Below are 18,468 nucleotides of genomic sequence, written 5' to 3'. Positions count from 1 at the left end.
GAGGATTCATATTGGCACGCGGTTGTCATGAGCCAAAGCTCGAACCGAACGTCGATGGTCCTTATCGCTTAGTTGAATAACTTTGCTGATGGCAGGGGAGAACCAGAGATACACTTCTCTGGGGGTATTGGTTGGTTTGTCTACTGTATTTCTATTCGGCCACGATGTGCAAATTGGCAGGGGGTACATCCTGTATCCGATTAGTGCAACTATATAAGGTAATATATATGAACTTGAAAGAATCGATCGAGCGTCTTAAAGAGGCTCGTGAAAAATGCGTTAATACAGTAGACAAAAGCACACTTGAGAAAATCGATAATTCTATCGAGGAACTTGAGATAATGAGTAAAGTGGCAAGTAAGCCCAACAAAATGAAGTGGTTGTCAGTGGTTGTTCAGGTATTGAGCTTGATAAAATTGGCGGCTGGTTTCATTGACTTGGAGTAACAAAAGCTCACTAACTCTGTGCAACCAGCCAAATAAATCCTCCAATATTTAAGAGATATAATTATGTTAGCTATCGGTAAAACTATTAAAGAATTCAGACAACTACGTGGATTGTCTTTAAATCAGGTGGCTGAAGAAGCTAATATGGATAAATCTTATCTATCCAAAATAGAAAATGAAAAGCGAGATCCTTCCCTATCATCATTATCTCGAATCAGTAAAGCACTTAACATTCCTTTAAATATACTGATTTTGATGTGTGAAGAGCCCTCAGATAGTCCTTTCTCTGAGTTTACAGAAAGTCTAAAATCAATAGCGAGAGAAATCGTAAAAAGTGAACCTACGGCCTAAATACACACAAAAACCAATTGGTAGTATCGAAGCTTTAGCTAATTTATTGAATTTAACGTTACATGATCTTGATAAGCTAATACAATCATCAAACGATGACTATATCGTAGCTGATAAAATTGAGAAAGATGATGGCAGTATAAGAGTTACATACAAAGCGAAACCAAGACTTCGTACTGCTTTAGATTCTATAAAATCAAGAGTTTTTGATAAGGTTGAACATCCTGACTATATAACAGCAGGACAAATAGGAAAAAGTTATGTCGATAATGCACAAGCTCACATTAATTCACGCATGTTAATGTCTGAAGACATAAGAAATTTTTTCCCATCAATTAGCGTCAAAGAAGTAAACCGTATTTTTCAACACTTTTTCTGTTTCCCTCCTAAAGTATCAAATGCACTTAGCGAGCTAAGTACAAAAGAAGGCTTTTTAGTTCAAGGCAGTCCCCTAAGTGGTGAAATAGCCAATCTAATATTCTACCGAGATGAGCCAGAACTTGTTAAATTTTGCCAAGACCAAGGACTAAGATATACACGTTACTACGATGACATTCATATTAGCTCTGATGAAAAAGATTTCTATGAATTAATTCCTCACCTGAAATCAGAAATCTATCGAATTTTTGGAAAGTCAGGAGTAAAACCTCATAGAGCTAAGAAAAAAAGCCATTTTAGTACGTGTTCATCTCGACTTTCTGTACACGATGTTACTGTTAACTCAAAAAAAACTAATCCGTCCCAAAAAAGAATATCTAAAGTGAGACAGTTATTATTCACATATGAATATATGGTAGATAACAACTGTGATATAGAAGATATTATTAAAAAATACCGTTCTATTCACGGGCACATAAATACTCTTCAGCAACAAGGATACTCACAAGCAGGAAAGTTAAAAGAACACTTATCATTGATAACTTGTAGAATAAGTGAGTCTGAGGCAAAAAAATACGCTAGAAAATATCGAAAAGTTAAATCGAAGAAAGAATTAACCCAATTTAGTTCAAAAGTATCTATTCTAAAAAGAATTAGTGGCAGAGTAGCTATGGTTATAAACTCAGAAAAAAAATCTGCTAATGATAAAATTAAGAAAAAGCTATCTCGTAATTCAAGTATGTAATCAACATTGACTAGCGTAACTGAGCTTCAACGAGTCCACTCATCAATCATATCAGCCCAATCCTGTAGCATTGATGCACGTTGTTCTCGATACTCGGCTTTGTTGTAAACTGCCCTCACCCCTTTCTGTTCGTGCGCCAGGCATTTTTCTATCCAATCCGTGTTGTATCCAGCTTCATGCAGCAGTGTACTCGCTGTTCTACGTAGGTCATGCGGCCCAAACTTACTTAGTGACTGACCTTCCTTTTGCGCGGCCTTGTATGTCAAATCCATGACTCGGTTCATCGTCGCACTACTCATTGGAGCATCAGAGTCATAACGGGAAGGAAGAATGTAATCAGAACCACCGGCAAATGTCTTTAAGGCGATGAGAATGTCCATAGCCTGGCGTGACAAAAATACCAGGTGCGGGTTACGTCGTTTCATTCTCTCCTTGGGGATCGTCCACAACGCTTCACTAAAGTTAATTTCATTCCAGGTTGCATTGGTTAACTCGCTTTTGCGCACCATAGTCAACAACAGCAACTTTACCGAAGCACGAATCGAAGGGGTTGTACCTACCTTTTCCATGTAGCGGTACATCAGACCGATCTCAGCCGGCGTTAATGTTCGGTCTCTTGGTTCAAATCGAGCAATACTGGCGGGTCTCACCAAGTCTGCCGGGTTCTCAACTTTCTGCCCTCTCTCAATCGCCCATCGATACACCTGGAGTACAATGTCACGCGTATGCACAGCTGTTGCCGGTGCTCCACGCTCTACTATCGCGTCAGTCAATGCTCGCAGATCTTCATGAGTGATTTCTGTCAGCTTCTGATTGCCAAATTTACCCTCTAACTCTCGGGCATAGACTGAGCGACGCATATCCCGGGTAGAATCGGCCATCTGATAACCACGCAACCATTTCTGAGCCCAGGCACCAAAGGTTTCAGCATCTTTCGTTCTCGCCTTCGCACGTGCTTTCTCTTTGGCCGGTGACTTTCCATCAGTAACCATTCTCTTCGCTTCATTGAGACGCTCACGCGCTTCTGCTAACGTGATGCCTCCTACTCCATAGCGACCAAAGGTAATGGTTTCTTGTCTGCCATTGATCGAGTAGTTGTAGCGAAAAGAAATAGAGCCCGCAGTGGTCACAGCAACATAGAGGCCATCACGGTCATTGACTTTGTAAAGTTTATCTTTGGGTTTGAGATTGCGTAGCTTGGTATCAGTCAGCATGTTTCGACCTTTTATTCTTGTTTGATACCATGCTGAAAAACCTCTAAATAATAAGAGGTTAATCTTTACAAAACAGATAGATATAGAAATTTAATACCATGCCCCATCAAAAACACTCAGCATGGTATCGGGCGTAATCCATGGCATTACCGATGAATCATACCCATCAAAATACCACGGTCAAACCGTGCTTGGCGTTGCCAGACATTGCCAAAAATGACTAAGCCAAAAACAAAAAAAGTCCGCAATTACGCGGACTTAAGTATGATTTAGTGCTTGTTAATGCCAGACCTTTCTTAAAGGGGCATTATTCCCACTCGATTGTCGCTGGTGGCTTACCAGAAATGTCGTAAACAACACGTGAAATACCTTCAACTTCGTTGATAATACGGTTAGATACCTTACCTAGGAAGTCGTACGGTAGGTGTGCCCAATGCGCTGTCATAAAATCGATAGTTTCAACTGCACGCAGTGATACCACCCAATCGTATTTACGACCGTCGCCCATTACACCTACAGAGCGAACTGGTAGGAATACCGTGAACGCTTGAGATACTTTATCGTATAGATCTGCTGCGTGAAGCTCTTCAATGAAGATAGCATCAGCACGACGTAGCAAGTCACAGTACTCTTTCTTGATCTCGCCAAGAACGCGAACACCTAGACCAGGACCTGGGAACGGGTGGCGGTAAAGCATGTTGTACGGAAGACCTAGTTCTAGACCAATCTTACGAACTTCATCTTTGAACAACTCACGTAGTGGCTCAACTAGACCCATTTCCATATCGTCAGGTAGACCGCCCACGTTGTGGTGTGATTTGATCACGTGCGCTTTACCAGTTTTAGATGCTGCAGACTCGATTACGTCTGGGTAGATAGTGCCCTGAGCTAGCCATTTTGCGTTTTTCAGCTTCTTCGATTCTTCATCGAATACGTCTACGAACACGTGACCGATAGTCTTACGTTTTTCTTCTGGGTCAGACTTGCCTTTCAGCGCTTCAAGGAAACGCTCTTCTGCGTCAACTTTGATGATGTTTAGGCCGAACTTATCGCCGAACATATCCATTACTTGCTGACCTTCGTTTAGACGAAGCAGGCCGTTATCCACGAATACACATGTAAGCTTGTCGCCAATTGCACGGTGAACCAGCATAGCAACAACGGATGAATCTACACCACCAGAAAGACCTAGAATAACTTCATCGTCACGCACTTGCTCTTTAATACGAGCAACAGCGTCTTCGATGATAGATTCAGAGGTCCATAGACGCTCACAGCCACACACGCCAAGAACGAAGTTCTCTAGCATTTGTAGGCCACCTTTCGTGTGTGTTACTTCTGGGTGGAACTGAACGCCGTAGTATTTCTTCTCTTCGTTCGCCATTGCCGCGTAAGGACAAGTGTCTGTCTCACCGACTTTTACGAAGTCTGCTGGAATTTCTACAACTTTGTCACCGTGGCTCATCCAAACGTCTTGAGTCGCTTCAAGATCTTTGAAGATCGCAGATTCGCCAGAAACTTTTACTTGTGCGTAGCCAAATTCACGCTCGTTTGAGCCCGCGACTTTACCACCTAGCTGTTCTGCCATGGTTTGCATGCCGTAACATACACCAAGTACAGGAACACCTGAGTCAAATACATATTGAGGAGCGCGAGGAGAGTTTTCTTCTGTAACGCTTTCTGGGCCACCAGAAAGGATAATGCCATCTGGGTTGAATTCGCGAATATCCGCTTCTTCTACGTCCCAGCTCCATAGCTCACAGTAAACGCCGATTTCGCGTACGCGACGTGCAACTAATTGAGTGTACTGAGAACCGAAGTCCAAGATCAGAATACGTTGGTCATGGATATTTTTAGTCATTTTGAGCAGTCTTTTAAGGCTAAGTGATTAAAACCGAGGCGAGTGTACTCGCCTCTTCTTAATGCTTCAAGGAAAAAGCAAACGTTTACGTTAGGCTATTAGTTACCTAGACGGTAGTTTGGCGCTTCCTTAGTGATCTGAACGTCGTGTACGTGAGATTCTTGCATACCCGCACCAGAAATACGTACAAATTCAGCTTTAGTACGCATGTCTTCGATAGTTGCAGAACCCGTAAGACCCATGCTTGAACGTAGACCACCCATTTGTTGGTGTACGATCTCTTTTAGGCGGCCTTTGTATGCGATACGACCTTCAATGCCTTCTGGTACAAGCTTGTCTGCTGCGTTGTCAGACTGGAAGTAACGGTCAGAAGAACCTTGAGACATCGCGCCTAGAGAACCCATACCACGGTAAGCTTTGTAAGAACGGCCGTTGTAAAGAATCACTTCGCCCGGCGCCTCTTCTGTACCTGCGAACATAGAACCAACCATCACACATGATGCGCCTGCTACGATTGCTTTACAGATATCACCAGAGAAACGGATACCGCCGTCAGCAATTACTGGGATGCCGTATTCGTTAGCCACTTCAGCCGCGTCAGCGATTGCTGTGATTTGAGGAACACCAACACCCGTTACGATGCGAGTCGTACAGATAGAACCAGGGCCAATACCGACTTTCACTGCGCTCACGCCAGCTTCGATCAGTGCTTTCGCGCCAGCACCTGTTGCGACGTTACCGCCGATGATGTCTAGATCTGGGTACGCAGCACGAGTGTCACGAATACGTTGTAGAACGCCTTCTGAATGACCGTGAGAAGAGTCGATAAGTAGTACGTCAACGCCCGCTTCTACAAGTGCAGCAACACGTTCTTCGTTACCCGCACCAGCACCAACAGCAGCGCCAACACGTAGACGACCGCGCTCATCTTTACATGCATTTGGTTTACGTTCTGCTTTATGGAAGTCTTTAGCAGTGATCATACCGGTTAGTTTGAACTCATCGTTCACTACCAGTACTTTTTCAACGCGTGCTTCATGCATTTTCTCTTGAACTTCTTCACGAGTTGCACCTTCTTTTACAGAAGCTAGACGCTCTTTAGGCGTCATTACCGCAGACACTTTCTTAGATAGGTCAGTCACAAAGCGTACGTCACGACCAGTGATGATACCCACTAGCTCGTTGTGCTCTGTTACTACAGGGAAACCTGCAAAACCGTGCTTTTCAGTCAGAGCGACTACATCGGCGATGGTTGCATCAGGATTCACAGTCACAGGGTCTGTTACCACACCAGCTTCGAACTTCTTAACTTTACGAACTTCTGCCGCTTGCTGCTCAATAGACATGTTCTTGTGGATAAAGCCAATGCCACCTTCCTGCGCAAGAGCGATAGCTAGACGGGCTTCCGTCACGGTGTCCATCGACGCAGAAATCATAGGGATGTTCAGACTGATGTTTTTCGTCAACTGAGTGCGAAGATCAGCTGTGTTTGGGAGAACGGTGGAGTGTGCTGGCACAAGTAGTACGTCATCGAATGTCAGCGCTTCTTTGGCAATTCTTAGCATTTGCAATATCTCACAATTAGAGGAGTAAAAAGAACAATCCAATCTCATCGTTTCGCATAATGAGGGTAACTGGTTTTAGGTAACAAGTTACATTTGGATTAGATATTGCGGAGGGATTATACGTTCAACGCAATCGCTTGACTACAAGTTTTTTAATTTTTTTCTTGCAATTACCCCCTTGCTATGTATTATATTGCCGCTAATTTCCATACTCACGTCTAAGAGATTAGCTGTGCTCTCCAAGACCAATCAAAACATCTTCACTGTTTCTCGTCTCAACGCAGAAGTTCGTTTACTCCTTGAAAACGAAATGGGGATCGTTTGGCTTGTCGGAGAGATATCCAACTTCTCTGCTCCTGTTTCCGGTCACTGGTACCTCACCCTTAAAGATTCTCGTGCTCAAGTAAAATGTGCCATGTTCCGTGGTAACAATCGTCGCGTTACTTTCAAACCTGCAAATGGCAATCAAGTTTTAGTTAAAGCCCGTCTGTCTCTGTATGAGCCACGTGGTGACTACCAATTGATCATCGAAAGCATGCAGCCTGAAGGCGATGGTCGCCTACAACAAGAGTTTGAAGAGCTTAAGATGAAGTTGGCAGCGGAAGGTTTGTTCGCTCAAACCAACAAACTGCCACTACCAGAACATCCAAAGCGTGTTGGTATCATCACTTCTAAAACAGGTGCTGCGCTTTACGACATATTGGACGTTTTAAAACGCCGTGATCCTTCCCTACCCGTGGTGATTTATCCGACCATGGTCCAAGGTGATGACGCAGCCATTCAAATTGCCCAAGCAATCGGTCGTGCGAATAGCCGAAATGAATGTGATGTATTGATTGTTGGTCGTGGCGGCGGCTCTCTAGAAGACTTATGGTGCTTTAACAATGAGATCCTTGCTCGCACTATTGCTGCAAGTCAAATCCCGATCATTAGTGCTGTGGGCCATGAAGTCGACATGACGATTGCCGATTTTGTTGCCGATGTGCGAGCTCCTACTCCATCAGCTGCCGCTGAACTGGTTAGCCGTGACAACAGCCATAAAGATCAATCGCTTGTAGCGAAACAGCATAAACTAGCTAGTGCGATGCGCTACTACTTAGCGCAGCAAAAACAGCAATCTGCGCAACTTCTGCATCGCTTAGAACGCCAACATCCAAGTTATCAGTTGCAGCGTCAGTCACAGCAACTCGATGAGCTGGATATGCGTTTGCGTAGAGCTATGCAACGCTTCATCGATACACGCCAACAAGCCGTTGAGCGTAAACACCATCGTCTGCAATTAAACTCTCCTATTAAACACTTAGCACAACAAAAGTCGAGGCTTGAACGTGTTGAGCACAAGCTAATGGACGCAATGGATCGAAAACTACTGACGATGCGTCATCAGTTAGCGATTGCGGCAGAAAAGTTAGATACCGTCAGTCCCCTAGCGACACTCAAGCGTGGTTACTCCATCACGCAAACGGATCAAGGTAAGGTCGTTACAAGCGCAGATGATGTAAAAACGGGCGACCTTTTAGTCACCCGTTTGGCTAATGGTGAGATTCACTCTACCGTTAGTTAGCCAACTTTAAAGTGAGCTTAGTCAGCTGATTTTTTGAAACTCAAATCGCACACGAGATTTAGATTTGAGTTCATTACAGGTATTGCAGAAATAATTCGCAGCCCCACAAGCCTGAAGCTTTTCTAACTCAGCACCACAGTCCGGGCAAAAACCTACTTTTTTGAAATCGGATTCACATTGGCCACAATGATATTGACCAGTCCATTCTAGTTCTACTTCGCAATCTGGACATTTGTTCTGTTGCATATCTCTCACCTTACTGTTTCACTCGCTCCAGTATTCACATTTTCTAACCGCTAACCTTGATGTATACACCATATGCAAGGTAATGGGTTTACTTCACGAGAAGCTTACTTTAAGAAAGATCTTATTCTGATCATCGGATATTTACCATTTGATCAGCGATCACCCCCTAAAAGAATATTTATATAACCACACACCGAAAGCATAAGTTACATGTTCTGCATTCCAATTTAAAGAAGCATAAAACACCAAAATAAAATTCAAAAAAAGAAAAAACAGAATTTAATAAAAAGATCTAATTGGAAAAGCAAGCTATTACATCGGTGTGCATTTCAATCGTTTGTGAATCCATTTCGACCAACTTGACGTGTATCGAGCCAAAGTCACTCAAATGCTCTGCGTGCGTTCCTCCACAAGGGATCACGGCCAATTCTCCCTCTCCCAAGTCACATTTCCAATAACGAGAATCGGTCAAGTTGTCACCATGGCAGTCCATAATGATCGCCGCGTCTCTTTCCAGCCAAAGCTTCAATTGTGCATTCACCTGACCCTCTATTTTCTCTAAGTCTGACAGCATTTCTGCGCTGTTTAGGCCTCTTTTACGGAGTGTTTTACCTAAACGGTAAGTATCTAGGCACTTGTCTGGTGTTACAAAGCTGGCTTCTTGGGCATAACTATTAAAATCATAGTTGCCATGTGGGTCTTTACGATCTGCATCTTTACGCCAGTAACTGGCAGCGAGGACTTTATTTAGGGCTAAGTAGGCGAGATGACCTGCACTGTGTCCACGACTCAATGCTTGTTGGTACTCTTTATCCACTTTCAGCGTCACTCGTGTACCTTGAGATAGAGTGTCAACAAGCGCTAATACATGTACGACAACAAATAACCAGCCTTCTGTATCGCGCTTTACAGGGATTGCCGCTCCAACAAATAACTCTCCGGTTGCCACTTCAATGGCACCAACTTGACAATCAATCACTTCAAATTGTTGATCATTAAATACTAAGATGCCTTTATCCGCGGGATGATCAGGCCAGATATGGCTAACGGGATGAAACGGAGTCACGTCGGTGACTACGTAGGTCACTTCATTGTGGTTTTGAACGAGTTGAATCTGAGCGTCCAACTGCCAAGTTTGATGGCAGAAACGGGTTTGTGTCGCGGTAATCGTCATGCTTTGCTTATCTTTGTGAATGTAAGAAGTTAAGGTTGTGTGCTGAGCATTTGAAGATACAGGAATCTGCACGTCATCACTAATATCACTAGAGAAAAACCGCGCAGAAGAACATTGTGATAATGATGAAAGTAAGGTTTAGAAAAGGACACATCTCACATCACTTTTAGAGGTTGCAAAAAACAGATAAAAAAATACCCAAGTAAAAACTTGGGTATCTTCAAATGCTTAAATTATTTTTTGCGGTTTTTAACCACAGACATCATACGTTTACGCTTACGCTCTTGAGACAAAGTTAGCTTGTTCGCACGATTCTCAAACGGGTTTTCGCTATTCTGGAAGTTGATACGAATTGGCGTACCCATAATTTCCAGTGACTTGCGGAAGTAGTTCATCAAGTAACGCTTGTATGAATCCGGAAGTTCACGAACCATGTTACCGTGAATCACGACGATTGGTGGGTTGTAACCACCTGCGTGCGCGTATTTTAGCTTGATACGACGGCCACGAACCATTGGCGGTTGGTGATCATCAGTCGCCATCTTCATGATACGAGTCAAAACAGAGGTACCAACACGTGTCGTTGCCGACTTGTACGCTTCTTGGATAGACTCAAACAAGTGACCAACACCAGTACCGTGCAGTGCAGAAATAAAGTGAATACGAGCAAAGTCTACGAAACCTAGGCGGCGGTCTAGCTCTTTCTTCACGTTCTCTTTTACTTCGTTATCTAGACCATCCCACTTGTTTACCGCTAGTACGATTGAACGACCGGCGTTCAATGCAAAACCTAGCAGGCTCAAGTCTTGGTCAGAGATGTTTTCACGTGCGTCGATAACCAATAGCACTACGTTTGCGTCTTCGACAGCTTTCAACGTTTTAACAACGGAGAATTTCTCAACCGTTTCGTTAATACGACCACGACGACGTACACCCGCAGTATCAATGATTACATACTCACGGCCATCACGTTCCATAGGAATGTAGATTGAGTCACGAGTTGTGCCTGGCATGTCGTATACCACAACACGTTCTTCACCAAGAATACGGTTGGTTAACGTCGACTTACCAACGTTTGGACGACCAATGATTGCTAGTTTGATTGGCTGTTCTTGTAGACGTTGGAACTCCGCTTCCGCTTCTTCTTCGGTGTATTCGTCTGGTGCAATTTCAGCGTCTTCAAATTCTGTCAGATCTTCAATCTCACCTTCTTCTGATTCACTTGTTAGTAAATCATCAAAGAATGGAGCTAGTGCACGCTCAAGCAACGCTGTAACACCACGACCGTGTGCAGCCGCGATTTGGTACATGTCATCAACACCAAGCTGCCAGAAATCAGCACACGCAGCGTCAGCATCAATACCATCAATTTTGTTTACCACCAGCATCGCTGGTTTTTCAATTTTACGCAGATGCGTCGCAATCGCTTCATCAGCAGGTGTAAGACCAGCACGACCGTCAACAAGGAATAGCACGACGTCAGCTTCATCAATCGCTGCTAGCGACTGCTCTGCCATTTTGGTTTCCACGCCTTCTTCTGTGCCATCAATACCGCCAGTATCAATGACAATGAATTCGTGCTCTTCATCAAGACGAGCTTGGCCGTATTTACGGTCTCGCGTTAGGCCTGGAAAGTCCGCAACCAACGCGTCACGTGTGCGTGTCAATCGGTTAAATAGTGTAGATTTACCTACGTTCGGACGCCCTACTAGAGCAACAACAGGTACCATAACAACCTCTACAATAATCTTTCTTCTGTAGTTATAGGTAACGACTTGCCCGATGCCAAATCAAGCCAGCTTTTTACCTATAACCACGTCAGGGTTAAAAATTTCAAACAACAAAACGGCTCCTAACTGTCACCAGCCAGGAGCCGAATGTGAATTATATCACGATATTATTCGTTAATGGTTAGTTTCTTTACATCGCCGTTGCGAGTTGTAATGACATAACCATCAGACAATAGAGTCGGACCAACCGCAAAACCACTGTCATCAACGAATTGTTGAGCTACGAACTCACCCGTCGAACGATCTAACCAGTGCAGGTAACCTAGGGTATCACCTAAAACTAAATAGTTACCGACGATAACTGGCGCAGTTAACTGACGGTGTTCTAATAGGCTATTTTCCCAAAGTTCAGTACCGCTTCGAGCATCAACCGCGACCACGTGATCTTTTTCGGTGATAACAAAGATACGACTGCCGTCCGTTGCGATATCGTTCGCTGACGAATAATTACGCTTCCAGATTGGGTTAGCCGAACGCAAATCAATAGCGATCAACTGACCATTGTATCCAATGGTGAAAAGAGTTCCGCCCAGTACAATAGGTGAAGAGTCAACGTCAACCAGACGGTCAATTTCCGTAGCGCCTTTCGGTGTGCCTACTGGCTGTTGCCAAATAAGCTGACCACGCTCCACAATCGCTGCGGCTAGTCGACCATTTGCCGTACCCCAGAAAACACCACCACCAATCGCAGTTGGAGTGCTGTCTCCGCGTAGTGTCAGGTTTGGAACTTCAGTACTTAGTGCCCAGCGCTGCTCACCAGAGTTTTCATCCAAAGCAATCAACATACCACGGCTGGTATTTACGATGATCAAGCCTGAATCCGCAACGGGTTTCGCCAGAACTTCACCACCGACTTTAATGCGCCAAATGATTTCACCAGTTTCTTGGCTTAGTGCAATCACTTCACCATTTTCAGAACCGATGTAAAGATGTTCGTACGCCGCAGTAATACCGCCAGACAGACGAGTAATCACGTCTTCTTCCAGATCGGTTTGCCATAATTGCTTACCATTTTCTGGATCAAGCGCTTTCACCAAACCATCACGGCTCGCGACAAACAACATGTCGTTTGCGTAGACTGGAGAAAGCTTTGAGAAGTAATGACCAACACCATCACCAATCGATGTGCTCCATTCACTCTTGGTCGTAAACTGACTATCTACCTGCGGTAGTGGTGCCATAACGATGGTATCTTCCTCGCCAGCACAACCAGCTAGGATGCCCACCGTTAATGCCCCTAACAAGGCTTTCTTAAAGACTCTTTTCATCCAATGCGGTCCTTATTATTTCGCCAAGTCGTCCAATTTCATTTGCAGTGTTGGGCTTGCATCTGCTGCTTGCTGCGCTTCTGTGTACGCCGCGTAAGCTGCATCTTTGTCACCTTGACGAAGTGCAATATCACCACGCAATTCAGCAATGCGACCAGCCCATGCTGTATCTGTCACTTTGCCTAGCTCAGTGTTTGCAGCATCAAAGTTACCCATTTCTGTCTCGATACGAGCGATGCGGTAGTTAATTAGTGGAGATAAAGCAGCATCTTTCGTATTGCTTTGAGCCCATTTAAGTTGCTCAAGAGCAGCAGCAAAGTCTTTCGCTTCGACTTGTGCTTTTGCTAGTTGCAGAGCAGCCAATACTGAATATTCTTTAACTTCGTTCGATTCGATAAAAGCTTGCACATCTGATTGCGCATCTACGCCTTTTTCTTGCAGCGTATTCATTGCGGTTGTGTAGCTTTGCGAAGCTGTTTCACTCGCCTGAATCACAGTATCCTGGTAGTAACGCCAGCCAAATAGACCACCTAAGCCAACAACAGCACCGATGATGACGGCTTTACCGTTTTCCTTCCACCAGTCTTTAATAGCTTCAACTTGTTGTTCTTCAGTATCGTAAAGTTCCACTTCCTGTCCTCTTAAAACATGTAAATGGCAGCAAAGCTGCCATTGCTCCTATTTCGTCGAAAGGCTCCGATTTTGGGAGCCTTATTGTTACGAACTAGGATTTAATCTTTAGCTTATTAAAAGACTTAAATCAGTGCTGCGATCTTCTCAGCAACTTCAGCTTGGCTGTAAGTCTCTTGCTCACCACCAACTAAATCTTTTAGTACAACGGTATTGTCGGCAACTTCGTTTTCGCCCAGAACCAATGCTACAACAGCACCTACTTTATCTGCGCGTTTAAACTGTTTCTTGAAGTTACCGCCACCGAAGTGATTCATCACGCGAACGCCTGAAATAGCTTCACGAAGCTGCTCTGCTAGCTTCATACCTGCCATCATGGTGCCTTCACCTGCAGTTACCACGTAAACATCCACACTGCGACGTACGTCTGTAAGCTCTAAAGTTTCCAACATAAGAACTAGACGCTCTAGACCCATTGCAAAGCCAACTGCTGGTGTTGGTTTGCCACCAAGTTGCTCTACAAGACCGTCGTAGCGACCACCGCCACACACAGTGCCTTGAGCACCTAGGCTTTCCGTGATCCACTCAAATACCGTGCGGTTGTAGTAATCCAGACCACGAACAAGACGTTCGTTAACTGTGTATTCGATACCTGCTGCGTCTAAAAGTTCACATAGACCTGCGAAGTGTGCTTTAGATTCTTCACCTAAGTACTCAGAAAGACGCGGTGCATCACCTAAAATAGCCTGAATGTCAGGGTTCTTCGTATCCAGAACACGCAGTGGGTTAGTGTGCATGCGGCGCTTACAATCTTCGTCTAGCACATCGATATGTTGTTCAAGGAAGGCAACCAGTGCTGTGCGGTAGTCTGCGCGATCTTCTTGAGAACCGATTGAGTTCAGTTCAAGACGCACGTGCTTGTCGATGCCTAATTCACGCCATAGACGAGCAGTCATCATGATAAGCTCGGCGTCAACGTCAGGGCCATTTAGACCAAACACTTCCACACCACATTGGTGGAATTGACGGTAACGACCTTTCTGCGGACGCTCATGGCGGAACATAGGCCCCATGTACCACAGACGCTGTTCGTCACGGTTGATCAGGCTGTTTTGAATACATGAACGTACACAACCCGCAGTACCTTCAGGGCGAAGTGTTAGGCTGTCTCCGTTACGATCATCAAAGGTGTACATTTCTTTTGAAACGACGTCTGTCTCTTCACCAACAGCGCGGCTGAATAGGTTTGTTTCTTCAACGATTGGCATGCGCACTTCGTTATAACCGTATGCGCTAATTACATTTTTCACTGTGTTTTCAAGTTTCTGCCACAGTGGAGATTGAGTTGGGAGACAATCGTTCATGCCTCGGATTGCTTGGATTGTTTTTGCCACAATACTTACCGTAATACTCGTTGAGATTAATCTTGTACTTTTACTTCAATGCGATTTTCGCTATCCATCATAGACGCTTTCGCACGGATCTTTGCTTCTAGCTGATTCACAAGATCATTGTTATCGAAACGCTCTTTTTGACGTTTTCCGTCTTCATAGAACGCACTCTTCTTGTTGCTACCCGCAAGACCCAAATGGGAAACCTCAGCTTCACCAGGACCATTTACTACACAGCCAATAATAGACACATCCATTGGTGTGATGATGTCTTCTAAACGCTGTTCAAGCGCATTTACGGTACCAATAACATCGAATTCTTGGCGTGAACAACTTGGGCAAGCAATAAAGTTGATGCCACGAGAGCGAATACGCAAAGATTTCAGAATATCGAAACCGACTTTGATTTCTTCGACTGGATCAGCAGCTAAAGAGATACGTAACGTATCACCAATACCTTCCGATAAAAGCATGCCCAAGCCAACTGCTGACTTCACAGCACCTGCGCGCGCACCACCAGCTTCAGTAATACCTAAGTGAAGCGGCTGGTCGATTTTCTTCGCTAGCAAGCGGTAAGAATCAACCGCAAGGAATACATCCGATGCTTTAACGCTGACTTTGAACTGATCAAAGTTAAGACGATCGAGATGATCCACATGACGCATCGCTGATTCAACTAGGGCTTCAGGCGTTGGTTCACCGTATTTCATCTGCAGATCTTTTTCCAAAGAGCCGCCATTAACGCCAATACGGATCGGGATATTCTTATCACGCGCACAATCAACAACCGAGCGAATACGCTCTTCGTTACCAATGTTACCTGGGTTGATACGCAAACAATCGACGCCGTATTCCGCGACTTTCAGTGCGATACGGTAGTCAAAGTGAATATCAGCAACCAGAGGAACAGATACTTGCTGTTTGATCAGCTTAAACGCTTCTGCTGCTTCCATCGTTGGTACTGAAACACGGACGATGTCTGCGCCGACTTTTTCTAGTGCTCGGATTTGTGCGACTGTCGCTTCCACATCAGTCGTGCGAGTGTTAGTCATTGACTGTACGGCAATTGGCGCACCATCACCAATTGGCACATCACCCACATAAATACGCGTCGATTTACGACGAATAATTGGAGATTCGTGTTGCATAATTTTTTATAACGGTAGAGTGAATCTAGCTACTTTGCCTGAAGTATACCCAGAAAGGTCGACAGGTTCACTTGCAAATGTCATTGTTACACCTTCCGGTGCGCCTAATATCACTTTAAATGGCGCTTTTCCGGTAAGTTCTACATCTTGACCCGGTTTCTGAGTGCCACTTACGAGTGTTTTGCCGTTTGTATCTTTTACTTGGATCCAGCAATCTGCTTTAAATTTCATGGTGAGCAGAGTCATACCTTCTGGCACTACAGGAGATGCGTCTTGAACCTCTTCTGCTGCTTCAATCACAGCAACTGGTTCTTGAGTTGCTTCTGTTGTCGACTCTTCTGTTTCTGCAGGTACCACTTCATCAGTTTGCGCTGCATTGATGGATGATTCTGATGCTGTATTGTTTGATGCCGCTAGTTCTGCTGGAGTACTTGCGATCAGCTCTTCTTCGGTCATTAGATCAATATCAGCAATTTCATCGGCACTTGGTTGGCTTGTTTCAACATTAGCCTCTGCTACAACTTGAGCGAGACTATTTTCTTGCTGATTTTGCCACCACCAAGCTGCTGAGATACCGATGATGACAATGGCTATTACCCAAGTCAGCAACATAATTCGGCTGTTGTGTTTCTCGTGTTTGGTTTTACGAGAAAAGCTTTGCATTTCGATTTCTTGCTCTTTTGGCTTTACATCTGCCGTCTGTTCTAGAGCAACCAGCACCACTTTCTCATCTAGCCCGACAAACTTTGCGTAAGAACGCAAATAGCCGCGAGTGAATGTCGCTACTTGTTGAGATTCAAATCGGTTGTTTTCAATATCTTCAATAACAGAAACGCGAAGTCTCAGGCGATCAGCAACTTGCTTTTGAGTCATACCTAAAGATTCGCGTTTGTTTTTGAGTAATGTGCCCGCTTCAATCGAAAGCGGTACTTCATTGGTATTTTCGTGTTCTGTCATAATGGTGGTATTTAATCTGTTTTAGTGGCTAACACGGTTATTTATTTTCGTTGTTGTTCTTAAGCCTCACTTAAAGATAGCTAGCCTGTTCGCGTTAACCAAAATTATATTTTTAAGAAATTCTCAACAATTGAGTGTGAATACCCGTTTTGCAAAAATCAGCAAAGCGTATGAGAAAAAATGTTGAGAATAATCGGTGTCTTCATGAATGTTCTTCACCATGATAAGCGAATGTATAACGAAGACAAAAACTCTTTCCACTCAAACTAACAGATAGCTCAAGCTTTTGTCCAAACTTTGACACAGTAAATTGAAATAAACGCCAAAACCATTCAATTCAGGGGTTACTTTACAAATACAACAAACAAAATAGCCAGAGCAAAGGCTCTGGCTATTTTTAATTTGGGGCAAATTATACCGCTTTTACGTCGATGGTTTCTGCACCGCGCGCAGCTTTTAAAGCCGCAGTACGTTTAGTACGGTCAATAACGTCACCGACTAACTGACCACATGCCGCATCAATATCATCACCACGTGTTTTACGAACCGTCACCGTATGCTCGTATTGCATCAATGTTTTTTGGAATCGGTCAATACGTGAGTTGCTTGGCTTCTTGTACGGAGAACCTGGATACGGGTTAAACGGAATCAGGTTGATCTTACATGGTGTGTCTTTCATCAGCTCAGCCAGCTCGCGTGCGTGATCCATGTCATCGTTCACATGATCAAGCAACACGTACTCGACTGTTACTTTGCCACGGTTTGCGTTCGAAGATGCGATGTAACGACGAACTGACGCTAAGAAGTCTTGAATATCCCAACGATCGTTGATTGGCATGATTTCACTACGTAGCTTATCGTTTGGCGCATGTAGGGAGATAGCCAATGCGACGTCAATCTTACCTGTCATCTGATCAAGACCAGAAACCACACCTGAAGTTGATACAGTAACGCGACGTTTAGAAAGACCAAAACCAAGATCATCAAGCATGATTTCTAGCGCAGGGATTAGGTTCTTCATGTTAAGAAGAGGCTCACCCATACCCATCATTACGACGTTAGTGATTGGACGACGACCAGTTTCTTTTTGCAAACCGATTTCACGTGCAGCACGCCACACCTGACCGATGATTTCAGATACTTTTAGGTTGCGGTTGAAGCCTTGTTGAGCGGTCGAACAGAACTTACACTCCAACGCACAACCTACCTGAGAAGATACGCATAACGTCGCGCGATCCTCTTCTGGGATGTAAACCGTTTCTACGTCTTGGTCACCCACCTTCATTGCCCACTTAATCGTGCCGTCTGAAGAGTGCTGAGCTTCTGCAACCGTTGGGGCTTTAATTTCGCACTTGTGCTGCAGTTTTTCACGTAGTTTCTTGTTGATGTTCGTCATGTTGTCGAAGTCATCAACACCGAAATGGTAGATCCACTTCATAACCTGATCAGCACGAAACGCTTTCTCGCCTAGTTCTTCCGCGAAAAACTGACGCATGCCTTTGCGATCAAAGTCTAGTAGATTGATTTTTTCAGTAGTCATGTTGCCTCTCAATGACTGAAACAAGAATAAGGGCGCGAATTGTACAGCCTTTATGCAGCTACAACAAGAGGTCTAAAACCCTGTCTTTGCTAAGCCATTAAAAACACTTCGGTTAAACATTGAACAACCTAACCAATGCGCCTTCGAACTGTTTCGATAATAAAAAGCCCCGGAATTATCCGAGGCTAACTATCTTTACG

General features: G+C 44.3%; 16 protein-coding genes. 4 read left to right on the top strand and 12 right to left on the bottom strand.

All coding sequences use genetic code 11. The features are described from left to right. Positions 1-227 precede the first annotated feature (227 nt). The 3 genes from ACYJZR_RS02945 (at position 228) to ACYJZR_RS02935 (ending at position 1,920) form a co-directional block, all read left to right on the top strand. Positions 228-446, top strand: a complete 219-nt coding sequence (locus ACYJZR_RS02945) for a hypothetical protein (protein WP_062853956.1) — start codon at positions 228-230, stop codon at positions 444-446. Positions 447-509: 63 nt separating this feature from the next. Further along, positions 510-797 carry a helix-turn-helix domain-containing protein gene (locus ACYJZR_RS02940; protein ID WP_062853957.1) on the top strand — a complete coding sequence of 96 codons (288 nt, stop codon included), beginning with the start codon at positions 510-512 and terminating at the stop codon, positions 795-797. Beyond that, positions 781-1,920, top strand: a complete 1,140-nt coding sequence (locus tag ACYJZR_RS02935) for a reverse transcriptase family protein (protein WP_136677700.1) — start codon at positions 781-783, stop codon at positions 1,918-1,920. Before ACYJZR_RS02940 ends, ACYJZR_RS02935 begins: the two co-directional genes overlap by 17 nt. A gap of 26 nt (positions 1,921-1,946) precedes the next feature. Here the strand turns inward: ACYJZR_RS02935 and ACYJZR_RS02930 are convergent, their stop codons facing one another. The 3 genes from ACYJZR_RS02930 to guaB all read right to left on the bottom strand — a co-directional run bounded on the left by ACYJZR_RS02930 (position 1,947) and on the right by guaB (position 6,560). Further along, positions 1,947-3,134: a tyrosine-type recombinase/integrase gene (locus tag ACYJZR_RS02930; RefSeq protein WP_062853959.1), complete on the bottom strand. Its 1,188-nt coding sequence runs from the start codon at positions 3,132-3,134 to the stop codon at positions 1,947-1,949. Between the two features lie 307 nt (positions 3,135-3,441). Next, positions 3,442-4,995 (bottom strand): glutamine-hydrolyzing GMP synthase, encoded by a 1,554-nt coding sequence (guaA, locus tag ACYJZR_RS02925; protein ID WP_406966298.1) that lies wholly within the window; start codon positions 4,993-4,995, stop codon positions 3,442-3,444. Between the two features lie 98 nt (positions 4,996-5,093). Continuing rightward, positions 5,094-6,560 (bottom strand): IMP dehydrogenase, encoded by a 1,467-nt coding sequence (gene guaB / locus ACYJZR_RS02920; RefSeq protein ID WP_005460229.1) that lies wholly within the window; start codon positions 6,558-6,560, stop codon positions 5,094-5,096. Positions 6,561-6,792: 232 nt separating this feature from the next. On the opposite strand from guaB, the gene xseA reads away from it, so the two are divergent. After that, a complete protein-coding gene (gene xseA / locus ACYJZR_RS02915; RefSeq protein WP_025611248.1) occupies positions 6,793-8,124 on the top strand; it encodes an exodeoxyribonuclease VII large subunit in 1,332 nt (443 codons plus the stop codon). Between the two features lie 21 nt (positions 8,125-8,145). On the opposite strand, the gene ACYJZR_RS02910 is transcribed toward xseA, so the two are convergent. The 9 genes from ACYJZR_RS02910 to rlmN all read right to left on the bottom strand — a co-directional run bounded on the left by ACYJZR_RS02910 (position 8,146) and on the right by rlmN (position 18,268). Next, positions 8,146-8,370, bottom strand: coding sequence for a zinc ribbon domain-containing protein (locus ACYJZR_RS02910; protein ID WP_005460239.1), 225 nt, complete (start codon positions 8,368-8,370; stop codon positions 8,146-8,148). A 292-nt stretch (positions 8,371-8,662) separates the two neighbouring features. Continuing rightward, positions 8,663-9,544 carry an alanyl-tRNA editing protein gene (locus tag ACYJZR_RS02905; protein ID WP_203493131.1) on the bottom strand — a complete coding sequence of 294 codons (882 nt, stop codon included), beginning with the start codon at positions 9,542-9,544 and terminating at the stop codon, positions 8,663-8,665. Positions 9,545-9,777: 233 nt separating this feature from the next. Continuing rightward, a complete protein-coding gene (gene der / locus ACYJZR_RS02900; protein WP_021487269.1) occupies positions 9,778-11,274 on the bottom strand; it encodes a ribosome biogenesis GTPase Der in 1,497 nt (498 codons plus the stop codon). Positions 11,275-11,441: 167 nt separating this feature from the next. Then, positions 11,442-12,602 carry an outer membrane protein assembly factor BamB gene (gene bamB, locus ACYJZR_RS02895; protein ID WP_406966297.1) on the bottom strand — a complete coding sequence of 387 codons (1,161 nt, stop codon included), beginning with the start codon at positions 12,600-12,602 and terminating at the stop codon, positions 11,442-11,444. A 15-nt stretch (positions 12,603-12,617) separates the two neighbouring features. Beyond that, entirely contained in the window at positions 12,618-13,232 is a 615-nt protein-coding gene (locus ACYJZR_RS02890) for a YfgM family protein (RefSeq protein WP_053301640.1), read from the bottom strand. Between the two features lie 125 nt (positions 13,233-13,357). After that, the gene (gene hisS / locus ACYJZR_RS02885; protein WP_020904180.1) at positions 13,358-14,626 is read right to left on the bottom strand and encodes a histidine--tRNA ligase; all 1,269 of its coding nucleotides are present in this window, start codon (positions 14,624-14,626) and stop codon (positions 13,358-13,360) included. A 26-nt stretch (positions 14,627-14,652) separates the two neighbouring features. Further along, entirely contained in the window at positions 14,653-15,771 is a 1,119-nt protein-coding gene (gene ispG / locus ACYJZR_RS02880) for a flavodoxin-dependent (E)-4-hydroxy-3-methylbut-2-enyl-diphosphate synthase (protein WP_005496320.1), read from the bottom strand. A gap of 6 nt (positions 15,772-15,777) precedes the next feature. Next, the gene (gene rodZ, locus ACYJZR_RS02875) at positions 15,778-16,728 is read right to left on the bottom strand and encodes a cytoskeleton protein RodZ (RefSeq protein ID WP_005496322.1); all 951 of its coding nucleotides are present in this window, start codon (positions 16,726-16,728) and stop codon (positions 15,778-15,780) included. A gap of 412 nt (positions 16,729-17,140) precedes the next feature. Next, complete coding sequence (rlmN, locus tag ACYJZR_RS02870; RefSeq protein WP_015296287.1) at positions 17,141-18,268, bottom strand: dual-specificity RNA methyltransferase RlmN; 1,128 nt, start codon at positions 18,266-18,268, stop codon at positions 17,141-17,143. Between the last annotated feature and the right edge of the window lie 200 nt (positions 18,269-18,468).

This window comes from Vibrio sp. RC2502 (assembly GCF_054850435.1).
Note: the sequence above shows the minus strand (reverse complement) of the source record. Positions and strands in the feature narration are given on the sequence as shown.

Excerpts from the sequence above, each read along its gene's own strand:
- rodZ (WP_005496322.1), bottom strand. The coding sequence starts at position 16,728 with ATGACAGAACACGAAAATACCAATGAAGTACCGCTTTCGATTGAAGCG.
- guaA (WP_406966298.1), bottom strand. The coding sequence starts at position 4,995 with ATGACTAAAAATATCCATGACCAACGTATTCTGATCTTGGACTTCGGT.
- ACYJZR_RS02910 (WP_005460239.1), bottom strand. The coding sequence starts at position 8,370 with ATGCAACAGAACAAATGTCCAGATTGCGAAGTAGAACTAGAATGGACT.
- ACYJZR_RS02930 (WP_062853959.1), bottom strand. The coding sequence starts at position 3,134 with ATGCTGACTGATACCAAGCTACGCAATCTCAAACCCAAAGATAAACTT.
- ispG (WP_005496320.1), bottom strand. The coding sequence starts at position 15,771 with ATGCAACACGAATCTCCAATTATTCGTCGTAAATCGACGCGTATTTAT.
- ACYJZR_RS02940 (WP_062853957.1), top strand. The coding sequence starts at position 510 with ATGTTAGCTATCGGTAAAACTATTAAAGAATTCAGACAACTACGTGGA.
- ACYJZR_RS02905 (WP_203493131.1), bottom strand. The coding sequence starts at position 9,544 with ATGACGATTACCGCGACACAAACCCGTTTCTGCCATCAAACTTGGCAG.
- der (WP_021487269.1), bottom strand. The coding sequence starts at position 11,274 with ATGGTACCTGTTGTTGCTCTAGTAGGGCGTCCGAACGTAGGTAAATCT.
- rlmN (WP_015296287.1), bottom strand. The coding sequence starts at position 18,268 with ATGACTACTGAAAAAATCAATCTACTAGACTTTGATCGCAAAGGCATG.
- bamB (WP_406966297.1), bottom strand. The coding sequence starts at position 12,602 with ATGAAAAGAGTCTTTAAGAAAGCCTTGTTAGGGGCATTAACGGTGGGC.
- ACYJZR_RS02945 (WP_062853956.1), top strand. The coding sequence starts at position 228 with ATGAACTTGAAAGAATCGATCGAGCGTCTTAAAGAGGCTCGTGAAAAA.
- guaB (WP_005460229.1), bottom strand. The coding sequence starts at position 6,560 with ATGCTAAGAATTGCCAAAGAAGCGCTGACATTCGATGACGTACTACTT.